This is a genomic window from Micromonospora sp. NBC_00860, from assembly GCF_045207375.1.
Lineage (GTDB): Bacteria > Actinomycetota > Actinomycetes > Mycobacteriales > Micromonosporaceae > Micromonospora > Micromonospora vinacea.
On the sequence record NZ_CP108825.1, the window covers coordinates 702,006 to 721,830 of the forward strand.

Consider the following 19,825-nt stretch of genomic DNA (forward strand, 5'->3'; position numbering starts at 1 on the left):
GAGAGGGCAGGACGATGAGCGAGATGGCAGCGGCGCAGTGGCGGATCGTGCTCGAGCAGGCGCACGAGGCGCTTCGTACGGCCGTCGAGGGGGTTCCGGCGGACGCCTGGGAGCGGCCCACCCCGTGCGAACGGTGGAACGTCACCCAGGTGCTTCAGCACGCGACCGGCGACCAGCTCGCCTTCGCGTCGGCGATCAACGGCGGTCCGGGGCCGACGGAGGACCCGTTCGCGCCCTCCGGTCGGATCGACGGCGACAAACTGGCCGACCTGCGCGCCGCCCTCAACGCGTCCGCCCGGGCCTGGAAGAGCGTCGCCGACGACGCCACGGAGGTGCCCACGCCGCTGCCTCAGGGCAAGCTGCCGGCCGAGGTGGGCGCCGTAGCGTGCGCCCTGGATGCGGCGGTGCACGCCTGGGACATCGCGGTGGCCACCGGCCAGCCGTCCCCGCTCGACGCCGAACTGGCCCGCCCTCTACTGGTGGTGGCCCGGCAGATCGTCGAGCCGCTGCGGGCCTACGGCGCGTACGCCCCGGCGATCGACCCCACCCCCGAGGCCGACGATGTCGCGGCCCTGCTCTCCTACCTCGGTCGCAACCCCCGCTGACCGCCTGACGTTCGGCTCCGCTCGGTCGGCCGACCCCGGAACAACCCACGATCGCGCTCGATCATCGATGTAGTGGCCTCGGTGCGTCGCCGAGGCCACTACATCCTGCTTCGAGCACGATCGTGGCGGCGCTGTGCGTCCCAAATCCCCTTCCGGTCTCCCGGGGGCGCTGTGCGTCGTCAGGATCTGCGCAATATCAGGGATGTTGCTGTCTCCCGCGTGTCGGAGGCAGCAACATCCGGGAAGTTGCGGAGATCTTGGCGCGGGGCGCGGGGCGCGGGGCGCGGGGCGCGGGGCGCGGGGCGCGGGGCGCGGGGCGCGGGGCGCGGGGCGCGGGGAAAATCGGTGGCGGGCGTGCGGGTTCGGCGCGGAGGATGCGCGTGTGATTGAGGCGTACCCGATGCAGGTTCCTGTCCGTGCGGCGACTGCCGTGCGTCGACAGCGGCCGCTCCGGGGACGAACCTCGACCCGCCACCGACGTCCGTGACCGGGGCGTTCCTCGCCGGCCTGGTCGCCGGCTACGGCGTCGCCATTCCCGTCGGCGCGATCGCGATTCTCATTCTGGGGCTCAGCGCCCGTACCTCGTTTCGGGTTGGTGCGGCCGCGGCGCTGGCCGTGGCGACGGCCGACGGGCTCTACGCGGCGGTGGCAGTGCTCGGCGGCGCCGGCCTGGCCGGGGTCATCGCGCCGGTCGCCGGGCCACTGCGGGTGGTCGCCGCCGTGGTCCTGCTGGGTCTCGCCGGGCACGGCCTCTGGCGGACCTGGTCGGCGCACCGCTCGCGGCGACCACCGACGGCGCGCGCCGGTCAGGGCATGGGTACCCCGGGGCGGGCCTACGCGGCGCTGCTCGGGTTGACACTGCTGAACCCGATGACGGTCCTCTACTTCACGGCGCTGGTCCTCGGCCGTCGGGACACGGCCGACTCGGGGATGCTCGCCGTGGCGCTCTTCGTGGCCGGGGTGTTCCTGGCGTCGGCGAGTTGGCAACTGGTCATCGCCGGCGGTGGCACTGTGGTCGGTCGGGCGCTGACCGGGCCGCGCGGCCGACTGGTCACCGGCCTGGTTTCCAGCGCGCTCATCGCCGCGCTGGCGGTGGCCGCCCTGCTTCCGAGCTAGCGGTCACCGCCGGAGTGTGCCGGGCCCGCCGGAGTGTGCCGGGCCCGCCTGACCATGCCGGGCCCGCCTGACCATGCCGGGCCCGCCTGACCATGCCGGGCCCGCCTGACCATGCCGGGCCCGCCTGACCATGCTAGGCCCGCCTGACCGCTCTGGGCCCGCGTGCCGCCCGGGGGTCCGGGCGGGTCCGCTGTGCCGTACGGTCGGGCGGTGACCAGTCGACCCGCAGCGGGCGGAGGCCGGTGGGTCGAGGTCGACCCGGCCCGCGTCGGCCGCTGGGTCGAGGGCTTCGCCGACCGGCACGGCCCGCCCACCGCCAGCGCGCGGGAGTACGGCCTGTTGCTCGCCGCCCCGGACGGGGCGACCGCCGAGCTGTACGCCCCACCGGGTGCGTCGGCGGGCGTGGATGTGGCCGGGTTCGTGGCCTCCGCCGTCATGCCCCGCCGGATCGGTCTGCTGCTGGCCCGCAAGGGCGCGGTGGCGCTCGGGGTGGCCGAGGGCGCCGATCTCGTCGTTTCCAAGGTGGACACCCGGTACGTGCAGGGGCGCACCGCAGCGGGGGGATGGTCGCAGCACCGGTTCGCCCGCCGACGTGACAACCAGGCGAAGGCGGCGCTGGGTGACGCGGCGGACCTGGCCGTACGGCTGCTGTTGCCGGAGGCGGCGACGCTGGCCGCGCTGGTCTGCGGTGGTGACCGGCGGGCGGTGGACGGGGTGCTTGCCGACCGGCGGTTGGCCCCGCTCGTGCCGTTGCGGGCGGAGCGGTTGCTCGACGTGCCGGAGCCCCGGCACGCGGTGCTGGTCGCGGCGGTGGGTGCGGCGCGGGCGGTGCGGATCCTGGTGCGCGACCCGGACTGACCTCGGCGATCCCCGGCGTCCGAGGGGAGACGACCGCCACCTGGAACGGGGTTCGCGGCGTGCCGCCCGGCTGGCGGTCGGAGGATGGGCGCGTGGAGTTTCTGGTTGACATGGTGACGACGGTGCCGCAGGGAACCTCGGAGGACGGGGTCGCCGACATGCGCGCGCGTGAGGCGGCGCGTTCGGCCGAGCTGACGGCGCAGGGCAGCCTCCTGCGGCTGTGGCGGCCGCCGCTGGCGCCGGGGGAGTGGCGTACCTGGGGGCTGTTCCAGGCCGCCGACGCCGATGAGCTGGAAGTCGTGCTGGCGTCGATGCCGCTGCGCGCCTGGCGGCGCGAGACCGTGACGCCGTTGACGCCGCACCCGAACGACCCGGGTCAGCCGCCTCGCTGAGCCTGGAAGGCACGCCATGACACCGTCCGCCAACAGGGAGAGCATCATGTCCGAGGCCCAGATTCTGCGAACCGTCCTCGACCGGTGGAAATCGGCTGTCGACGCCCACGAGCCCGATCGGGTCGCGGCGTGCTTCACCGACGACGCGATCTTCCAGGGGTTGCAGCCGTACACGGTCGGCCCGGCCGGCGTCGCCGCGTACTACGCCGCCCAGCCGCTCGGCCTGACCGCCGCGTACGACATCCGGGAGATCCGTCGTCTCGCCGACGACGTGGTGCTCGGCTACCTGGAGGTGGAGTTCGGCTTCACCGACCGGCCGGCCCTGACCGTCAACCTCGGCGTGCTCCTGCGGCGGGTCGAGGGCGACTGGCTCATCGGCCACTACCAGGTCTCGCGGCTCGCCTGACCCGGCTCCGCCGTCGACCATCCCCTCCCGGGCCGGGGTGGGGGACGGCCGACGGTGGTGCGGTGGCTACCGGGCGACCGTGGCCTGGAAGGTCAGGATCTCGGTGCCGTTGCCCTCCTCGCCGTTGTCCGGCGCGGCCCACATGGTGAGCCGGTTGCCGTCGGCGGCGAGCTTGACCGGGTTGCGGGTAGCCACGTGTCCGGCAGTGGACCACTGCTGGAAGGGCACCTCACGGAGCACGTCATGGCTGTGCAGGTCGATCAGGGCCAGGCCGCCGAGCTCGTAGGTGGCGTTGCTGCCCCCGGCGGCAGGGGTCTGCGGCAGGTTGGTGACACCACCGCAGATCATCTTGCCGTTCGGCACGTACTGGCAGTCCTGGTAGTCGACGAAGAAGTTCTCGTTGTCCCAGGTCCGCAGCTGCTTGCCCTGGAGGTTCCACTCCGCGAAGCGTCGCGATCCCCAGGTGTTGCCGACGAGGTGGCCGTTGGTCTTGTCGAGGACCACGCCGCCGAAGTGGTCGGTGACCTCGAACTGCTTGTGCACCCGCAGGCTGGAGGCGTCGACGCGGTAGACGATCGTGCTGCTGTTGGGGCGGTACTGCGCGACCGGCACCCAGATGTTCGTCCCGTCGAAGTCGATGCCGCCCGGGTGGTACATGTCGCCCTCGCCGAGGACGATGTCGCGTTGCAGGTTGCCCTGGCGGTCCATGACGAACAGGTGGCCCACCCCCTTGCCGGGGCTGCGGTCGTACCCGTTCTGCGGGGTGGGGTATTTGACGGTCGGTTCGATGATCTCGACCGAGGAGAGGAAGATCCGGTCGCCGGCGAAGGCGATGCCCTCGGTGTGGAACGTGGGGAAGTTCAGCTTCAGCTTGCCGGTCTGCTGCCAGGAGGTGTTGCGGTCCACGGCGCCGAATGCGGTGGCGAGCGCGGTGTCGCGGGGGTGGCCCACGCCGGGGTGCCCGGTTGCCGGGCCGGTGGCCTGGGCGGTGGCGGCGCCACCGAGGACGGCGGTCAGGGCCACGCCGACGGCCAGGGTCCACCTGGTGGTCGTCTTCATCGTTACCTCTTCACAGCGGGTTGCGGGGACCCGGTGAACGTAGGTAGCCGTCGTGAACGCCCTCTGATGCTGCGGTGTCATGGCCTGGAACGATCGTGGCAGGCCCGCCGAGGGGCCCGCCACGATCTTGCGGAGAGGTCAGAGCTGGTCGGTCCCGAAGGTGTCGCAGGTCTTCGGGTCGCCGCGGTCGTAGCCCTGGGTGAACCAGCGCTTGCGCTGCTCGGACGTGCCGTGGGTGAACTGGTCGGGGTTGACCCGGCCGCCGGAGCGCTCCTGGATGCTGTCGTCGCCGATCGCCTCGGCGGCCTGCACGGCCTCGCTGATGTCGGTCTGGGTGATGGACTTGAACAACGGTTCCTGGCCGGTCTTGTCCTTGCTCTCGGTGGCGTGCTTGGCCCAGGCGCCGGCGTAGCAGTCGGCCTGCAACTCCAGCCGCACCGAGGCGGAGCGGGGGCCGCTCTGATCGCCCTGGCCGGCCTTGGCGTTGGTGCCGAGCAGGTTCTGGATGTGGTGTCCGTACTCGTGGGCGAGCACGTAGGGCTGGGCGAACTCACCCTTGGCGCCGAAGCGGGAGGCCAGCTCGTCGTAGAAGCTCAGGTCGATGTACACCTGCTTGTCGGCGGGGCAGTAGAAGGGACCGACGCCCGAGTCGGCCTGTCCGCAGCCGGTGTTCACGGCGGCCTGGAAGAAGTTGGTGTCGGTCGGCTCGTACTTGCCGTTGCCCAGCTCCGGGTACGCCGTCTGCCAGTAGGCCTGGATGCTGTTGACGTAGAGCGCGTTGCGGCAGCGCGCGTCGTCGAGACGTTCGGGGTTGTCGCGGGAGCACAGCTGCTCCAGGTCGGTGCCGCCGGCCTGGCCGCCCTCGTCGCCGTTGGTCATGGCGTTGAGGCCGAAGCCGCCGCCGAGCAGCGCGATGAGCACTGCCACCACGATGCCGATGATGCCGCCTCGACCGCCGCCTCCGGGGATCGGGATGCCGAGGCCGCCGCCGCCGGATCCGCCACCGCGGCCCACGTCGTTGACCTGGGAGGTGTCGATTTCGGCCCGCTCGTTGAGTTCCATGGTGACCCCGATCGCCGTATGCCGGTAAGTATGTGTCGTTTCGTCCATCGAGTGCCGGACGGGGTCCGGACAGGCGTTCCGGTACCCGATGATCTTGATCGGTAATCCGGGCGGGCCGTCCCGGGGCGCCCGGTACACTTGTCGGGTGCTGCGCTGCGAAGGCTGAACCGCCCCGCGCCGTCGGGCCCTTGAGCCCGCCGGCCGTTTCGCGTGCCCCGAGTCAGCCTTCCAAACCCCGAGAGCGAGCCCGCAAACATGATCACTGCCACCGGCCTGGAACTGCGTGCCGGTTCCCGGATCCTGCTGTCCGACACCACCCTGCGCGTACAGCCCGGTGATCGGATCGGCCTGGTCGGTCGCAACGGCGCCGGCAAGACCACCACGTTGAAGGTGCTCGCCGGCGAGGGGCAGCCGTACGGCGGCCAGATCGACCAGCGCAGCGCCATCGGCTACCTCCCGCAGGACCCGCGCACGGGTGACCTGGAGGTCACCGGCCGCGACCGGGTGCTCTCGGCGCGCGGCCTGGACGTGCTGATGTCCCAGATGCAGGAGGTCGAGGCCCGCCTCGCCGAGGACGCCAACGACAAGCTGGTCCGTCGGTACGGCGCGCTGGAGGACCAGTTCGCCGCCCTCGGCGGGTACGCGGCCGAGGCTGAGGCCGCGCGGATCTGCGCCAACCTCGGCCTGCCGGACCGGGCGCTCGCCCAGACCATCGGCACCCTCTCCGGCGGTCAGCGGCGCCGCATCGAGCTTGCCCGGATCCTGTTCCGGGACGCCGGCGAGAACGGTGGCGGCATCCTGCTGCTCGACGAGCCCACCAACCACCTCGACGCCGACTCGATCACCTGGTTGCGGGGCTTCCTCGCCAACCACAAGGGCGGCCTGATCGTGATCTCCCACGATGGCGCGCTGCTGGAGTCGGTGGTCAACAAGGTCTGGTTCCTCGACGCCACCCGGTCGGTCATCGACGTGTACAACCTGGGTTGGAAGGCGTACCTCGAGGCGCGCGAGACCGACGAGCGGCGCCGCCGCCGGGAGCGGGCCAACGCGGAGAAGAAGGCCGGTGCGCTGATGGCGCAGGCCGACAAGATGCGGGCCAAGGCCACCAAGACCGTGGCCGCGCAGAACATGGCCCGTCGTGCCGAGAAGCTGATCTCCGGCCTGGAGGAGGTGCGGGTCTCCGACCGGGTGGCCAAGGTGCGTTTCCCCAATCCCGCGCCGTGCGGCAAGACGCCGCTCACGGCGACTGGCCTGTCCAAGTCGTACGGCTCGCTGGAGATCTTCACCGACGTCAACGTGGCGGTGGACCGGGGCTCCCGGGTGGCCATCCTCGGGCTCAACGGCGCCGGCAAGACGACCCTGTTGCGGATGCTCGGTGGGCTGCTCAGCCCGGACACCGGCGAGGTGCACGCGGGCCACGGCCTGCGGCTGGGCTACTACGCCCAGGAGCACGAGACGCTGGACGTGGAGCGGACGGTGCTGGAGAACATGCGCGCCGCCGCCGTCGAGCAGTCCGACACCGACCTGCGCAAGATCCTGGGCGCGTTCCTCTTCTCCGGTGACGACGTGAACAAGCCGGCCGGTGTGCTCTCCGGTGGCGAGAAGACCCGGCTGGCCCTGTCCACCCTGGTCTGTTCCGGCGCCAACGTGCTGTTGCTCGACGAGCCGACGAACAACCTCGACCCGGTCAGCCGGGAGCAGGTGCTCGACGCCATCGCCAACTACCCGGGCGCGATCGTCCTGGTCACCCACGACCCGGGTGCGGTGCTGGCGCTCAAGCCGGACCGGGCCATCCTGCTGCCCGACGGCGACGAGGACGCCTGGAGCGACGACCTGCTCGAACTTGTCGAGCTGGCCTGACCGAGGAGGCCCGGTCGGCTCTCAGCCGAGCAGGTCGACCAGTCGACCGAGCACGCCGGAGCTGACCAGGATCACCAGACCGATGGCGATGAAGATCGTCGGCACCAGCCAGGCGCCGGTGCGCTCGACCAGCCGGACCACCCTCCGGTGCCCGCCCAGCCAGGCCCCGGCCACGCACCACAGCGCGATGAGCAGCACGAAGACCAGCAGGAACACCACGCTGTCGGCCACACCGAGGGCCCGGAAGACGGGTACGTAGACAGCGACGTTGTCGGCGCCGTTCGCGATCGTCACCCCGGCCACGCCGAGCGCTCCGGTGACGACCGCAGGCGCCTCGTCGTCGCCCGAACTTCGCAGCGCGCGTACGCCGAGCGCGATCGGCAGCAGGCCGAGCAACCCCGTCCACGGGTCGGGCACGACCAGGAGCCCGCCCGCGATCACCGCGCTGGCCACCGCGAGCGCGCCAATGCCGAGGTATTGGCCGGCGACGATCTCCCAGGTGCGGGGTCGGCCGGTGGTGCGGGCCGCGACGAAGAACAGCGTCAGGATGACGATGTCGTCGATGTCGGTGGCGGCGAAGACCACCGCCGCCGCGCCCGCGGTGGTCAACAGGTCGATCACGACCGAAGGGTACGGGCTGTCGCCAGCCGTCAGCTTCCGGCGGCGGTACGCCCGGACGCCGCGGCGGGCCCGATCGCCAGGATCACTCTATCGGGAAGCTGACATTGCATAGCGTGTCGGTTGGCGAAGAGTTGATATCTGGCGCATGATCGTCCGAGGCGGTCTAATAGGTGGGACCGTATCCGAACCGCACAGTCTGGGACGTGAGGACACAGCATGGCAGCCACTGGCACAGCCACCAGCACTGAGAAGGGTCGCCGGATCGTCGGAGCCGAGCGTCAGACGCTCGCCAAGGACCTGGTAAAGCGGTACACCTCGGGGGAGAGCATCCGCGCGTTGGCGGCCTCGACCGGCCGTTCCTACGGGTTCATCCACCGAGTGCTCACCGAGTCCGGCGTGCAGCTGCGTCAGCGCGGTGGCGCCCGGCGCCGCAAGAAGGCGTGACCCGCCCCTCAGCGTCGTTCACCAGCGCCGCGCCCCGGGACGTCCGGTGACCGCCGAGGCGACCGGGGTTCGGCTGACTTGCGACGGGCCGGTCGCCACGGTGACGTTGTGCCGGCCCGACGTGCTCAATGCCCAGACGCCCGCGATGTGGCGAGCGATGAGCGACTTCTCCCGCGATCTGCCCGGCGACGTGCGGGTGGTGGTGGTCCGCGGTGAGGGTCGCGCGTTCTCGGCCGGCCTCGACCTCGCGGTGGCCGGCGCCTCCGGCCCGGGGTCGTTCGCTGAGCTGGCCACGCTGCCCGAGCAGGAGTGCGCCGAGCGCATCGCGGAGTTCCAGGCCGGTTTCACCTGGCTGCACCGGCCGGATGTCGTCTCCGTCGCTGCCGTTCAGGGCCACGCGATCGGCGCCGGCTTCCAGCTCGCGCTCGCCTGTGACCTGCGAGTACTGTCCGCGGACGCGAAGCTGTCGATGGCCGAGGTGACCCTCGGCCTGGTGCCCGACCTGGCCGGCACGAAACGCCTCGTCGAGTTGGTCGGCTATTCGCGGGCGTTGGAGATCTGTGCGACCGGCCGCCGGTTGGACGCCGCCGAGGCGGACCGGATCGGGCTGGCCACCCTGGTCGTGCCTCCGGCGGAGCTGGACGGCGCGGTGCGGGACCTGACCGCCGGCCTGCTCTCCGGGGCACGCGACGCGGTGGTGGAGATCAAGGCCCTGCTCGCCGGCGCGGCCGGGCGGTCGCACGCCGACCAGCAGCGCGCCGAGCGGGAGGCGCAGACCCGTCGGCTGCGTGACCTGGCTGGCACTGGAGAATAGGTAAGGACCGCACGGGAAGATCCGGGTTACGACCGAGGTTGTCACACTCGTCGGGAGAATTGACCTGACGGTGCGGTCCGCCCGGCAACCCGGAGGTGAGCGATGTCCAACCCGATGTCCGGCGGTGGCATGGCCGGGTGGAGCATGCTCCGGTCGATGCGCAACCGCGACGAGGTCTCCACCCACCGGCTCAAGCGGGGGGTGGCCCGCCGCATCGTCGCCTTCGCCCACCCCTACCGGCGCGACATCATCGTCTTCCTGGCCACAGTGGTGTTGGCCGCCATCATCGGCGTGGCCACTCCGGTGCTCGCCGGCGACGTGATCAACGCGATCAACCGGGGCGGCACCGAGGCCGGCCGGCTCGTGGTGCGGCTGGCCCTGTTCATCGCCGCGCTGGCTGTCGCCGACGCGTTGCTGTCGCTGGCCCAACGGTGGTATTCGGCCCGCATCGGCGAGGGCATCATCCTCAACCTGCGCACCCGGGTCTACGACCACGTGCAGCGGATGCCGTTGCAGTTCTTCACCCGTACCCAGACCGGCGCCCTGGTCAGCAGGCTCAACAACGACGTGCTCGGCGCCCAGCGGGCGTTCACCTCCACCCTGTCGGGTGTGGTCAGCAACGTCATCCAGCTGGTGCTCACCGCTGCGGTGATGTTCACCCTCTCCTGGCAGATCACCGCGCTCTCACTGGTGCTGCTGCCGATCTTCATCATTCCGGCGCGCCGGGTGGGTCGGCGGCTGGCGGACATCACCCGCGAGGCGTACAACCTCGACGCCAAGATGAACGCGACAATGACCGAGCGGTTCGGGGTGGCCGGCGCGTTGCTGGTGAAGCTCTTCGGCCAGCCCGAGATCGAGGCCCGCCGGTTCGGCGACCGGGCCGAGCGGGTCCGCGACATCGGCATCCAGTCCGCGATGTACTCCCGCACGTTCTTCGTGGCGATGCTGCTGGTCGCCTCACTGGCGCAGGCGCTGACCTACGGGCTCGGGGGTTGGCTCGCGGTGACCGGCGGCGTCAGCGCCGGCACCGTGGTGACGCTCGCGCTGCTGCTCACCCGCCTGTACGGGCCGCTCACCGCGCTCTCCAACGTCCGGGTGGACGTGATGAGCGCGCTGGTGTCCTTCGACCGGGTCTTCGAGGTGCTCGATCTCAAGCCGGGCATCGTGGAGAAGCCCGACGCGGTGCCGGTGCCCCGGGGCGCCGGCCGGGTCGACTTCCGCGACGTGCGGTTCCGCTACCCGAGTGCCGCCGAGATCTCCCTCGCCTCGCTGGAGGAGGTCGCCACGCTCGACCGGACCGTCAACGAGCCGGTGCTCAAGGGGGTCTCGTTCAGCGTCGAGCCGGGGCAGATGGTCGCGTTGGTCGGTCCGTCCGGGGCCGGCAAGTCGACGCTGTCGATGCTCATCTCCCGGATCTACGACGTCACCGACGGGCAGGTGCTCGTCGGTGGGGTGGACGTGCGCGACGCGACGCTCGCCTCGCTGCGTGACGAGATCGGTGTGGTCACTCAGGATTCGCACCTGTTCCACGAGACGATCGCCGAGAACCTTCGCTACGCCAAGCCGGACGCCACCGACGACGAGATCTGGGCTGCCCTGGCCGGTGCGCAGGTGGCCGACCTGGTCCGGGCGCTGCCCGACGGTCTGGACACCACAGTGGGGGAGCGCGGCTACCGGTTCTCCGGTGGCGAGAAGCAGCGCATCGCGATCGCCCGACTGCTGCTCAAGGCCCCGTCGATCGTGATCCTCGACGAGGCGACCGCCCACCTGGATTCGGAGAGCGAGGCGGCGGTGCAGCGGGCCCTGTCGGTGGCGTTGGCCGGGCGTACCGCGCTGGTGATCGCGCACCGGCTCTCCACAGTGCGCGACGCCGACCAGATCCTGGTCCTCGACGGTGGGCGGATCGTCGAGCGGGGTCGGCACGAGGAGTTGGTCGCGGTCGGCGGGCTCTACGCCGAGCTGTACCGGACCCAGTTCGCGGTCGCCGACTCGCCCACCCCGTTCGTCGACGCGACCGGCCCCGAGCCGGTGGTCATGCCGCTGGGCACGTACCGCGCCGACGAGGTGCTGCCGCCCGCCGCCGCCAACTGACGTCTGGCGACCGGGCCGTCGACACCGGGTGTGCTCGGCTCAGTCCGCCACGAAGGCAGCGATGGTGCCGGCCAACGGCGTGCAGGCGAACAGGCCGTACGCGCGCCCGCCCGCCGGCACACGGCCGGCTCCTACGGGGGCGGGCGCAGCGCGGCCAGGTCCCGTTCGATCACCGAGGCGAGCAGGTCGGGGCGGGTGACGTTGAGGTAGTGGCCGCCGTGCTCGACGAGGACCAGGCGCCGCTGGGGCAGGAACAGGTCCCAGTTGCCGACCGCCGCCGGGTAGTCGGCTGTCAGAGTGTCGTCGCGGGCCAGGACCACGGTCGCGGGCGCGGCGACCCGGTGCCCGTCGACGTCGTCGAGGGCCTGGTACAGGGCGTGCGTGGCCAGCGCGGTATCCCGCCGGAACGCTTCGGCCAGGGCGGCGCGGCCCGCCGGATCCTGCTCGTGTGCCCCGCACGGGCCGGTGACCAGCTGGTCGGCGATCTCGGCGTAACTCAGCCCGGCGCCGGTCACGACGTAGTCCGCCGGGTCGGTCGAGCGCAGCAGCCGCGCCACCAGGATCAGCCGGTCCACCGGGACGCTGCGCGACTCCAGGGCCCGGGTCAGGTGCAGGGCGACCGGTGCGCCGGTGCAGTGGCCGAGGACCAGCACCGGGGCGTCGGCGGCCCGGCCGGTGACCTCCTCGGCCAGGTCCCGCACCAGGTCGTCTAGGCCGGCCGCGCCCTGGTCGGCGGCCACCTCCCGGCCCGTCGGGCGCACCCCGAGGATCCGTATCGGCACGTCGTGGGCCGCCAGGCTGCGCGCCAGCGGGAGGTACGCGGCCGGGCCGCCGCCGGCGTGCGGGACGCACACCAGCAGCGGATCGGTGGCACGGCATCGGGTTCCGATGGCGGCGCCCAGGTCGGTGAGCGGGTCGCGACGTGCTGGGACGGAGCAGCCGCCCCGGGCGGTGGGCTCGGTGGTCACGGAGGTCCTCGCCGGATCAGGGAGTGAGGTGGCCGAGGCCGAGCAGCCGGTCGGCCTCGGCGAGCCCGGCACGGCGGACGGCGGCCCGCTCGGACCAGCCGCGGCTGATCTCCCCCAGCTCGGAGAACTGCCGGGTGCTCAGCGCCCGGACCGCGTCGGGATGAGCCGAGCCGCCGGTGAGGTTGCGGTGCAGAGCGCTGTCGACGTCGCCGTCCACGCCCTGCTCGCAGGCGGCACGCATCCGATCGGCGCGGAACTCCAGACGGTCGAAGACGGCCGTGAGCAGCCGGATCATCCCGTCGAACGTGTCAAAGAGCTCGGGCAGCCGGTGGTCGACAGCGGCCGGTGCGCCAGCGCCGAACGCAACGCCGCGCCGGCTCAGGGACAGGGCGGTGGCGAGCGCGATCAGGTGAGAGGTCCGGACCCGGGCCTGGTCGAGGACCGGGAAGGGCCGGTCCGTCGCGACTCCCGCGATCTCGCCGGGCAGGTCGAGGTACCCGGCGTCGCCCCAGGCGCTGAGGTCGGTGACGTACCGGCTGACGGCGACCGCGACGGTGGCCAGCTCACCGGCCGGCTCGAGGATCCAGGATCCGGAGGCGACGGCAGCCAGGGCGTGCGGAGTGGCGGCGGCACAACCGAGCAGGCGAGCCATCCGGTCGCGGTCGAAGGCCGGGTCCTGACCGTTGCCGTCGCCCGCGCCGAGAGCGGCCGTGTTGCCGAGGTCGTACGTGTACAGCAGCCGCCGCCCGGAGCGCACCACCTGGTCGGCGACCGCCGCGAAGTAGAACCCGGGTGTGATCAGCTGCCGGTCCGGCCCGGCCATCGGCAGATGCGTGGTGCGCCGGGCGAGCGCCACCGCGGACCGGCCCAGCGCGACCAGGCAATCCCCCGCCCGGGCCAGCCGGTCCCGGGTGAAGAGCGCCTCCGCGCAGGCCCGCACGTCGGTCCGGCCGCCGCCCGCGTGCCATCGGCCCGGGGTGTCCCGCAGCCGCTCGCGGGCCCACTGCTCCAGCGCCGTGGCGACGTCCGGCGCAGTCCCGGCGCCGGTGATCGTCACGGCGCGCCCGGCGTCGTGCAACAACCGGCCGATGTCGGCCGCCTCCTGCTCGCTGAGCAGTCGCATCCGCTGGTATTCCAGCAGCCGCGCCTTCTCCACGGCGATGTGCCACGGCAGCAGGTGCTCGCCGGCGAGGCGGGCCGCCGGTCGGTGGCCGAGCGGTGTCGTCGGGGTCATCGGCCCCTCCTCCCGTGTGTCAGCGGCCCGGATGACAGCGAACCGGGCATCCGGTGGCTCGTGCGAAGATTTCCGGCATGGCAGACACCGAGCCGGCGCTGGCCGGCATCCGCACCGCGATCGACGAACTGGACGCCGAGATCGTCGGCCTTCTCGCTCGGCGCGCGGACCTGGTCCGGCAGGCCGCCCCGCTCAAGAGCGACGGGCAGGCGGTGCGGGCGCCGGAGCGGGTGGCGCAGGTGGTGGCCCGGGTGCGGGCCCTGGCCGGTGCGGCCGGCGCGGACCCGGACCTGATCGAGCGGATCTACCGGGGCATGATCCAGGCGTTCATCGACATGGAGACCGTCGAGCATCATCGCGTCTCCGGCGACTGATCGCTGCGGCACCGCGTCATGCCCGCATCGGTGCGGCCCGAACCGCGACGCGGCGGCTCGTCACCGTCTGCAGCGCGGCCACGCCGAGGGCGGCCACCACAAGCGCCCCGCCGAGGTATCCCAGCGAAGGCGCGGCGATCGTGTCCAGAGCGACGCCGCCGACCAGGCCGGACAGCCCGATCCCCAGGAAGGTGGCCGAGCTGTTCAGCCCGATCGCGACGGCCGGGGCTCCGGGTGCGAATGCCATCAGCCGGTGCTGTTGCGGCACGGTCAGCGCCCAGGCCGACACGCCCCAGACGGCCAGGACCACTGTGGTGCCCGCGACCGATCCGATGGCGGCCGGGAACAGCAGCAGGGCCGCGGCGAACACGGCCAGGCCGCCGAGCAGCACCGGGGCCGCGCCGGCCCGGTCGGTGAGCCGTCCGCCGAGGGCGTTACCGATCAGTCCGGCGACGCCGAAGACCAGGAGGAACCCGGCGAGCGCCGCGGCGGTCACGGCGGTGCCGCCGGACAGGGCGGGCGCCAGGTAGGTGTAGACCACGAAGCCGCCGACGTAGTAGAGGACCGTGGTCAGGATCGCGAGCAGCACCTGCGGGTGGGCGAGGACGGCGAGGCGGGCGCGCAGCCCCGCAGGCGGTGGCGCCGGGACCGCCGGCAGGACAACGGCCAGGGCGACAAGCGCGAGCACGGCCAGCCCGGCGACCACCAGGAAGGTCGCCCGCCAGGCAAGCTGCATGCCGACGTACGCGGTGATCGGCACCCCCAGCACCGTCGCGGCGGTGATGCCGCCGAGCACGACGGCCAGCGCACGCCCGCGGCGTTCCGGCTCGACAAGCGCGGCGGCGCCGGCGGCCGCGGTCGGCGTGTACGCGGCCGCCCCAGCTGCGGCCAGCACCCGGGTCAGCAGCAGGACCGTGAAGTCGGGCGCGAGCGCGGAGAGCAGGTTGGCCGCCGCGAACAGGCCGAGCGCGGCCAGCAGCAGGGTACGGCGCGGCACCCCGGCGAGCAGGGCAGCCGCGAGCGGCGCGAAGACGGCGAACGCCACCGCGAAGACGGTGACCAGCTGCCCCGCCGCGGCGACCGAGACGTGCAGGTCGCCGGAGATGGCCGGGAGCACGCCGGCGGTCACGAACGTGTCGGTGCCGATCGCGAACGACCCGAGCGCGAGCAGGTAGACCCGGCGCATCTCAGGCCGCCACCGGCACGCGTACCGCGTCCCGCTTGATCTCGCCGCCGAGCAGCACCATCTCGATGCGGTCAGGGTCACCCAGGACGGTGATCTCGGCGGCCGGGTCGCCGTCGGTGACGACCAGATCGGCGAGGCGCCCGGGTGCGACCACCCCGGCGTCGTCGCCGCGGCCGGCCAGGGCCGCGCCGTTGGCGGTGGCCCAGCTCAGCACGGTGGGGGCGGGGATGCCGGCCACCTCGACGTAGACGCGCAGCTCGTCGTTGTAGGTACCGTGCGGGGTCCAGGCGAAACCGAAGTCGTCGCCGGGGACCAGGCGGATGCCCAGCTCCTGGGCACGCGGCAGTAGCCAGAGCGTGTTGTCGATCTCGTCCTGGAACTCCAGCTTCTCCAGGTACTCCGAGCTCTTGCCGTGCTGCTCGCCGAAGAGCAGCAGTTGCCGCGGCTGATACAGGCTGGGGACGACGAAGATACCGCGCTCGGCGATCTGCTCCAGGCAATCCTCGTCGGCGTACGAGGCGTGGTCGATCACGTCGACGCCAGCGTTGATCGCGTTGCGGATGCCGTCGATGCCACGGGAGTGTGCCCGGACCCGGACGCCCCGGGCGTGCGCCTTCTCGACGACCGCGCGCAGCTCGTCGAGGGTGTAGAGCAGCTCCTTGCTCTTCGCGTTCGGGTAGGTGTCGTCGCCGGACGAGAACGTCTTGATGATCTCGGCGCCCTCGTCGATCTCCTTGTCGGTGCGCTCGACCATCTCGGCGGCGGAGTCGACGACCGGCATCAGCTCGACCGGGATGCGCCGGGCGACCGCGGGATCGCGGCGGTCAGGCGGCGCGGAGACCATCAGGTCGCGGCTGCACGCGGTGACCCGAGGGCCGGTGATCCGGCCCTCGGCGATGGCGCGTTTGAGGGCCATGTCGATGCCGGCGACCGAGCCGGCGCCGACCATGGCGGTGTAGCCGAGCTGGAGCAGCCGCTCGGCGTTCGCGGCGGCGATCAGGGTGATCTCAGGCAGCGAGTACTTGAACATGGTGTCCCGGGCGGTGACCACGTTGTGGTAGGCGACGTGGGTGTGCCCGAGGGTCATGCCGGGCAGCACGGTCCGGCCGGTCAGCACGCGCACGTCCACGTCGGGCGAGCCGGCGGGCGCGTCGCCCACCGGCATGACCGCCTCGATCCGGTCGCCGCGGATCAGGATCGAGCGACCGGGCACCGAGGCGCGGCCGAGCCCCTCCTGGACGGTGACGTCGTGCAGCAACAGCGGGCGCGTGGCGGGTGTGGTCATCGCTCGTCCTCGTCGGTGGATGCGGGTGCGGCGGGCGGGGTGTTCAGGGGCAAGGAGGTGAACAGCAGCCAGACGATCTGCGCGCCGGGTCGCCGGGCGAGCCAGTGCAGGTCGTGGGCGTGGCGGCCGTGATCGTTGGTAAGCGCGAGGTCGGCGTCGCCGCGGGACAGCACCTGGGCGGCGTCCATTGTCGAGCGGGCCGGGACCCAGTCGACGGCGCGGTCACGCAGGGCGGGCGGGCACAGCTCGGGGTAGAGCACGGAGACCTCGGACATGGTGGAGATCCGCAGCCGGGTACGGTCCGGGGCCTGCCCCTGGCGGGCGGCCAGGCCGTACGCCGGAGTGGGGTGGGCGAAGTGGAACAGCAACCGCAGCGCGGGGTGCCAGTGGAACGCGGTCGCGTCCCGGTAGGCGCTGGGCACCAGCGCCACCTCGGACCGCCCACCGGTGACGCTGTCGAGCACCGCGCCGAAGGTCGGGTGCAGGACGACCTCCGGCCCGGGGTACCCGGCGGCGAGCAGCCGCTCGCGCAGATGCCCGGCGGCGTGCTCGCTGCTGGTCCCAGCCGGGCCGAGGGTGCTCAGCCGCAGGGTGCCGTGCTCGCGCAGCACGGCGCCGAAGCGTTCAAGGCTGCGGGCGTAGGTGTCGCCGAAGGTCGTCACGTCGTGTACCCCCGCCGGGCGGCCATCGCCATCGCGACCTCCGTCTCGTGGTCCGGGGCGGTGCGCCGGTCCTGGATGCGGGCGGCCTTCCAGCTGACGAACGCGCCGGTGCTGACGATCTGGTCCAGTTCGCCGACGATCTCGACGGTGGCGGGCACCCCGAAGCGGTTGGCGAAGCGCCCGACCACACCGGCCCGGACCTCGTCCGGGTTGCCGCCGCCGTCGATCAGGTCGAGCCGGACGGTGACCCGGTCGCCGTCCGCGTCGGCATCGATGACGATCTGGAAGCCGAGGCAGTCGCGGACGCCGTGCAGGACGGCCTCCTCCAGTTCGGCGGCGAGGTGTCGACCGCGGCCCAGTTCGATGCGGTCCAAGACCCGGCCGACGACGTCCAGCCGCGGGCCCTTCAGCTCGCAGTCGCAGGTGTCCCGGCCGAGCCGGACCAGGTCGCCGGTGCGGTAGCGGACCAGCGGTTTGAGGCCGTCGATCAGGGTGGTGACGCAGAGCTCGCCGGTGCCGGTGCTGCCGAGCACGTCACCGCTGTCCGGGTCGATCAGCTCGGCGACGTAGTTCGGCGCGGACAGGTGCATGTTCTTGTTCCTGCAGGCGGTGCCGATGACGAAGGCTTCCTGCGAGCCGTACAGGATGTTGTAGGTGTCGACGCCCCAGACCGAGTCGATGTTGGCGGCCAGGGCCGGGGTGCACATCTCGCCGGTGAGGAAGAACAGTTTCACGTCGAAGTCCTTGGCCAGGTCGTACCCGTAGTGCCGGGCGGCCTTGGCCAGGTTGAGGCAGACGCCCGGGGTGCAGACGACCACCTCCAGCCGCAGATCCTTCATCAGCTGCAGGGCCTTCTCGAACCCGATGACCGGCGAGTACGGCCAGATCTTGGCGTTGCAGGAGCCGACGTTGCGGGCGACGTCGCCGAGGGTGTCGCCGAACGAGTGCACCTCGGTGGGTCCCATCAGGCCGATCGCCGGGCGGCGGTCACCGAAGTGGTGCCGGAAGATGCTGCGCCAGCTCTCGGTGACGTGGTAGTTGCTGGCGATCACCTCCTTGCCGTCGCGCGGGCAGGGGGTGGCGCGGCCGGTGGTGCCGGTGGTCTCGTAGAAGAAGGTGCCCTCGGTGATGTCGCCGCTGAGCACGTCGAACATCTCCCGGCGCAGGTCCGCCTTTGTGGTGAAGGGCAGGCCGGCGAGGGTGGCCGTGGTGGTCGTGGCCGGGTCGACGCCGGCCAGGTGGCGGCGGTAGAACGGGGACTTGCGCTGGGTGTGCGCGACGACGACGGCGAGGCGGCGGTCGTACCAGGCGCACCAGTCGGCCGCGGTCATGGTGTCGGCGTAGTAGCGGTCGCAGACGTCGAGGTATTCGGTGAGGAAGTCGCGGTAACGCGGGTCGGTGGGCAGCCACATAGGGGTCGGTGCCTTCTCTCGTCTCTCAGGGGTGGATCAGTGCAGGCCGCCGTTGACGTCGACGACGGCGCCGGTCATGTAGGCGGCGGCCGGCGACGCGAGCATGGCGATGACGGCGGCGATCTCGGCGGGCTGGGCGAACCGGCCCAGGGGGATGTCGTCCAGGTAGTGCCTGCGCCGGTCCGCGGGGATGCGGTCGGACATCTCGCTGTGCACGATGCCGGGGGCGACCGCGTTGACCCGGATCCGGTAACGGGCCAGGACTCCGGCGAGGCTGCGGGTGAGGGCGATGACGGCGCCTTTGGAGGCGCCGTACGCGGCGTCCGGGCTGCCGCTGCGCCCGCTGATCGAGGCGACGTTGACGATCGCGGCGGGTTCGCCGCCGCCGGTCGCGGCGATCCGGCGGGTGAACGCCTGCGCGCAGTGGAAGGCGCTCTTGACGTTGCCGGCGAGCACCAGGTCCAGTTCCTCGGGGGTGGTGTCGAGGAAATCCCGGGCCAGGTAGACGCCGGCGTTGTTGACCAGCACGGCGAGCCGGCCCATCCCGGCGGCCCGCTCGAACGCGGCGGTGACCGCGCGCGGGTCGCCGAGATCGACGCTCAGGTGCCGGTGCGTGGCGCCGGGTGCGGGCGGGCGCAGGTCCAGACCGGCCACCGTGTATCCGGCGGCGGCCAGGTGCTCGCAGGTGGCGGCGCCGATCGCACCGGAGGATCCGGTCACCACAGCGAGCCGGCTCATCGCAGCACCCGCTCGTTGCTGCCCGGCACCGGCAGGTCGTGCCCGGTCATCCGGCGGTGCTCGTGCAGCAGGTGGATCATGTCGGTCATCCGGTCGACGAGGCGGGTCACCGCGTCGACGCCCTCCCGGTCGGCGAGGGCCTCGCCGCGGTCGCCGGCGTGCACGACCGCCGGGAAGCCGCTGCCGACCAGCAGCATCCGGTTGAGCATCACGTTGTGCAGCAGTTGGGCGTGCACGTCGACGTGCGAGTAGCGGCGGCCGACCACGACGACCCCGCCGACCTTGTTGGTCAGAGGCCGGGCGAAGCGCAGATAGCCGACGCCGGCCCGCTCGATGAACTGTTGCATGAGGCTGGCGGTGCCGAAGCCGTGCACCGGGGTGGCGTAGATGATGCCGTCGGCGGCGATCATCCGGCGGACGATCCCGGGCATGTCGTCGGCCTGCCGGCACGTCTCGGTCCGGGTGTTGCACTCGCCGCACGGCCCGCAGGCGGTGAAGTCGGTTCGGGCCAGCTCGACCACGTCGAGGCGCACGCCGCGGGCGGCGAAGCGGGCGGCCGCGTAGCCGAGCACCTCTGCGGTGTTGCCACCGATCCGCTCCGAGCCGTTGATCGCGACGACCGTGGGTTCAGCGCCCAT

General features: G+C 72.2%; 21 protein-coding genes. 10 read left to right on the forward strand and 11 right to left on the reverse strand.

From position 1 onward, the window contains the following. The first annotated feature begins 14 nt into the window (after positions 1-14). The 5 genes from OH804_RS03335 to OH804_RS03355 all read left to right on the forward strand — a co-directional run bounded on the left by OH804_RS03335 (position 15) and on the right by OH804_RS03355 (position 3,377). Positions 15-605: a TIGR03086 family metal-binding protein gene (locus tag OH804_RS03335; RefSeq protein ID WP_406062653.1), complete on the forward strand. Its 591-nt coding sequence runs from the start codon at positions 15-17 to the stop codon at positions 603-605. A gap of 483 nt (positions 606-1,088) precedes the next feature. After that, entirely contained in the window at positions 1,089-1,721 is a 633-nt protein-coding gene (locus OH804_RS03340) for a LysE family transporter (protein WP_196924410.1), read from the forward strand. Between the two features lie 210 nt (positions 1,722-1,931). Then, complete coding sequence (locus OH804_RS03345) at positions 1,932-2,579, forward strand: acVLRF1 family peptidyl-tRNA hydrolase (RefSeq protein WP_196924409.1); 648 nt, start codon at positions 1,932-1,934, stop codon at positions 2,577-2,579. Between the two features lie 92 nt (positions 2,580-2,671). Beyond that, complete coding sequence (locus OH804_RS03350; protein WP_196924408.1) at positions 2,672-2,971, forward strand: muconolactone Delta-isomerase family protein; 300 nt, start codon at positions 2,672-2,674, stop codon at positions 2,969-2,971. A 46-nt stretch (positions 2,972-3,017) separates the two neighbouring features. Beyond that, positions 3,018-3,377: a YybH family protein gene (locus OH804_RS03355; RefSeq protein WP_406062655.1), complete on the forward strand. Its 360-nt coding sequence runs from the start codon at positions 3,018-3,020 to the stop codon at positions 3,375-3,377. 66 nt (positions 3,378-3,443) lie between these two features. Here OH804_RS03355 and OH804_RS03360 read toward each other — a convergent pair whose 3' ends face one another. Continuing rightward, entirely contained in the window at positions 3,444-4,436 is a 993-nt protein-coding gene (locus OH804_RS03360) for a DUF6454 family protein (protein ID WP_196924406.1), read from the reverse strand. Between the two features lie 138 nt (positions 4,437-4,574). Further along, entirely contained in the window at positions 4,575-5,498 is a 924-nt protein-coding gene (locus OH804_RS03365; protein WP_196924405.1) for a neutral zinc metallopeptidase, read from the reverse strand. A 255-nt stretch (positions 5,499-5,753) separates the two neighbouring features. Here OH804_RS03365 and OH804_RS03370 point away from each other — a divergent pair, with 255 nt between their 5' ends. Continuing rightward, positions 5,754-7,358: an ABC-F family ATP-binding cassette domain-containing protein gene (locus OH804_RS03370; protein WP_196924404.1), complete on the forward strand. Its 1,605-nt coding sequence runs from the start codon at positions 5,754-5,756 to the stop codon at positions 7,356-7,358. A 21-nt stretch (positions 7,359-7,379) separates the two neighbouring features. Here the strand turns inward: OH804_RS03370 and OH804_RS03375 are convergent, their stop codons facing one another. After that, on the reverse strand, positions 7,380-7,979 hold the full coding sequence (locus tag OH804_RS03375; protein ID WP_406062659.1) for a cadmium resistance transporter: 600 nt from the start codon (positions 7,977-7,979) through the stop codon (positions 7,380-7,382). Between the two features lie 216 nt (positions 7,980-8,195). On the opposite strand from OH804_RS03375, the gene OH804_RS03380 reads away from it, so the two are divergent. The 3 genes from OH804_RS03380 to OH804_RS03390 all read left to right on the forward strand — a co-directional run bounded on the left by OH804_RS03380 (position 8,196) and on the right by OH804_RS03390 (position 11,328). Then, positions 8,196-8,423: a helix-turn-helix domain-containing protein gene (locus tag OH804_RS03380; protein ID WP_007462679.1), complete on the forward strand. Its 228-nt coding sequence runs from the start codon at positions 8,196-8,198 to the stop codon at positions 8,421-8,423. 46 nt (positions 8,424-8,469) lie between these two features. Next, positions 8,470-9,237, forward strand: coding sequence for an enoyl-CoA hydratase/isomerase family protein (locus tag OH804_RS03385; RefSeq protein ID WP_196924402.1), 768 nt, complete (start codon positions 8,470-8,472; stop codon positions 9,235-9,237). Positions 9,238-9,351: 114 nt separating this feature from the next. After that, positions 9,352-11,328 carry an ABC transporter ATP-binding protein gene (locus OH804_RS03390; protein ID WP_196925086.1) on the forward strand — a complete coding sequence of 659 codons (1,977 nt, stop codon included), beginning with the start codon at positions 9,352-9,354 and terminating at the stop codon, positions 11,326-11,328. A gap of 131 nt (positions 11,329-11,459) precedes the next feature. Here the strand turns inward: OH804_RS03390 and OH804_RS03395 are convergent, their stop codons facing one another. Both OH804_RS03395 and OH804_RS03400 read right to left on the reverse strand, forming a co-directional pair. Next, positions 11,460-12,296, reverse strand: coding sequence for a thioesterase II family protein (locus OH804_RS03395; protein WP_406062661.1), 837 nt, complete (start codon positions 12,294-12,296; stop codon positions 11,460-11,462). A gap of 16 nt (positions 12,297-12,312) precedes the next feature. Continuing rightward, positions 12,313-13,530 carry a hypothetical protein gene (locus OH804_RS03400; protein WP_406062663.1) on the reverse strand — a complete coding sequence of 406 codons (1,218 nt, stop codon included), beginning with the start codon at positions 13,528-13,530 and terminating at the stop codon, positions 12,313-12,315. Between the two features lie 77 nt (positions 13,531-13,607). On the opposite strand from OH804_RS03400, the gene OH804_RS03405 reads away from it, so the two are divergent. Beyond that, positions 13,608-13,904 carry a chorismate mutase gene (locus OH804_RS03405; RefSeq protein ID WP_406062665.1) on the forward strand — a complete coding sequence of 99 codons (297 nt, stop codon included), beginning with the start codon at positions 13,608-13,610 and terminating at the stop codon, positions 13,902-13,904. 16 nt (positions 13,905-13,920) lie between these two features. Here OH804_RS03405 and OH804_RS03410 read toward each other — a convergent pair whose 3' ends face one another. The 6 genes from OH804_RS03410 to OH804_RS03435 are packed head-to-tail and all read right to left on the reverse strand — an operon-like array spanning position 13,921 to position 19,825. Then, positions 13,921-15,090, reverse strand: coding sequence for an MFS transporter (locus OH804_RS03410; RefSeq protein WP_406062667.1), 1,170 nt, complete (start codon positions 15,088-15,090; stop codon positions 13,921-13,923). A gap of 1 nt (position 15,091) precedes the next feature. Beyond that, positions 15,092-16,375 carry an amidohydrolase family protein gene (locus tag OH804_RS03415; RefSeq protein ID WP_196924397.1) on the reverse strand — a complete coding sequence of 428 codons (1,284 nt, stop codon included), beginning with the start codon at positions 16,373-16,375 and terminating at the stop codon, positions 15,092-15,094. After that, the gene (locus tag OH804_RS03420; protein ID WP_406062669.1) at positions 16,372-17,037 is read right to left on the reverse strand and encodes a prephenate dehydratase; all 666 of its coding nucleotides are present in this window, start codon (positions 17,035-17,037) and stop codon (positions 16,372-16,374) included. The genes OH804_RS03415 and OH804_RS03420 overlap by 4 nt, the downstream gene beginning before the upstream one ends. Continuing rightward, positions 17,034-18,449 carry a phenylacetate--CoA ligase family protein gene (locus OH804_RS03425; RefSeq protein WP_406062671.1) on the reverse strand — a complete coding sequence of 472 codons (1,416 nt, stop codon included), beginning with the start codon at positions 18,447-18,449 and terminating at the stop codon, positions 17,034-17,036. Before OH804_RS03425 ends, OH804_RS03420 begins: the two co-directional genes overlap by 4 nt. A gap of 36 nt (positions 18,450-18,485) precedes the next feature. Then, positions 18,486-19,187: an SDR family NAD(P)-dependent oxidoreductase gene (locus tag OH804_RS03430; RefSeq protein WP_406062674.1), complete on the reverse strand. Its 702-nt coding sequence runs from the start codon at positions 19,185-19,187 to the stop codon at positions 18,486-18,488. Further along, positions 19,184-19,825, reverse strand: coding sequence for a flavodoxin family protein (locus OH804_RS03435; protein WP_196924393.1), 642 nt, complete (start codon positions 19,823-19,825; stop codon positions 19,184-19,186). Before OH804_RS03435 ends, OH804_RS03430 begins: the two co-directional genes overlap by 4 nt.

Bases quoted from the DNA above. Each gene is read 5' to 3' on its own strand.
- OH804_RS03335 (WP_406062653.1), top strand. From the start codon at position 15: ATGAGCGAGATGGCAGCGGCGCAGTGGCGGATCGTGCTCGAGCAGGCG.
- OH804_RS03355 (WP_406062655.1), top strand. From the start codon at position 3,018: ATGTCCGAGGCCCAGATTCTGCGAACCGTCCTCGACCGGTGGAAATCG.
- OH804_RS03360 (WP_196924406.1), bottom strand. From the start codon at position 4,436: ATGAAGACGACCACCAGGTGGACCCTGGCCGTCGGCGTGGCCCTGACC.
- OH804_RS03365 (WP_196924405.1), bottom strand. From the start codon at position 5,498: ATGGAACTCAACGAGCGGGCCGAAATCGACACCTCCCAGGTCAACGAC.
- OH804_RS03370 (WP_196924404.1), top strand. From the start codon at position 5,754: ATGATCACTGCCACCGGCCTGGAACTGCGTGCCGGTTCCCGGATCCTG.
- OH804_RS03380 (WP_007462679.1), top strand. From the start codon at position 8,196: ATGGCAGCCACTGGCACAGCCACCAGCACTGAGAAGGGTCGCCGGATC.
- OH804_RS03390 (WP_196925086.1), top strand. From the start codon at position 9,352: ATGTCCGGCGGTGGCATGGCCGGGTGGAGCATGCTCCGGTCGATGCGC.
- OH804_RS03400 (WP_406062663.1), bottom strand. From the start codon at position 13,530: ATGACCCCGACGACACCGCTCGGCCACCGACCGGCGGCCCGCCTCGCC.
- OH804_RS03405 (WP_406062665.1), top strand. From the start codon at position 13,608: ATGGCAGACACCGAGCCGGCGCTGGCCGGCATCCGCACCGCGATCGAC.
- OH804_RS03410 (WP_406062667.1), bottom strand. From the start codon at position 15,090: ATGCGCCGGGTCTACCTGCTCGCGCTCGGGTCGTTCGCGATCGGCACC.
- OH804_RS03415 (WP_196924397.1), bottom strand. From the start codon at position 16,375: ATGACCACACCCGCCACGCGCCCGCTGTTGCTGCACGACGTCACCGTC.
- OH804_RS03425 (WP_406062671.1), bottom strand. From the start codon at position 18,449: ATGTGGCTGCCCACCGACCCGCGTTACCGCGACTTCCTCACCGAATAC.
- OH804_RS03430 (WP_406062674.1), bottom strand. From the start codon at position 19,187: ATGAGCCGGCTCGCTGTGGTGACCGGATCCTCCGGTGCGATCGGCGCC.
- OH804_RS03435 (WP_196924393.1), bottom strand. From the start codon at position 19,825: ATGGGCGCTGAACCCACGGTCGTCGCGATCAACGGCTCGGAGCGGATC.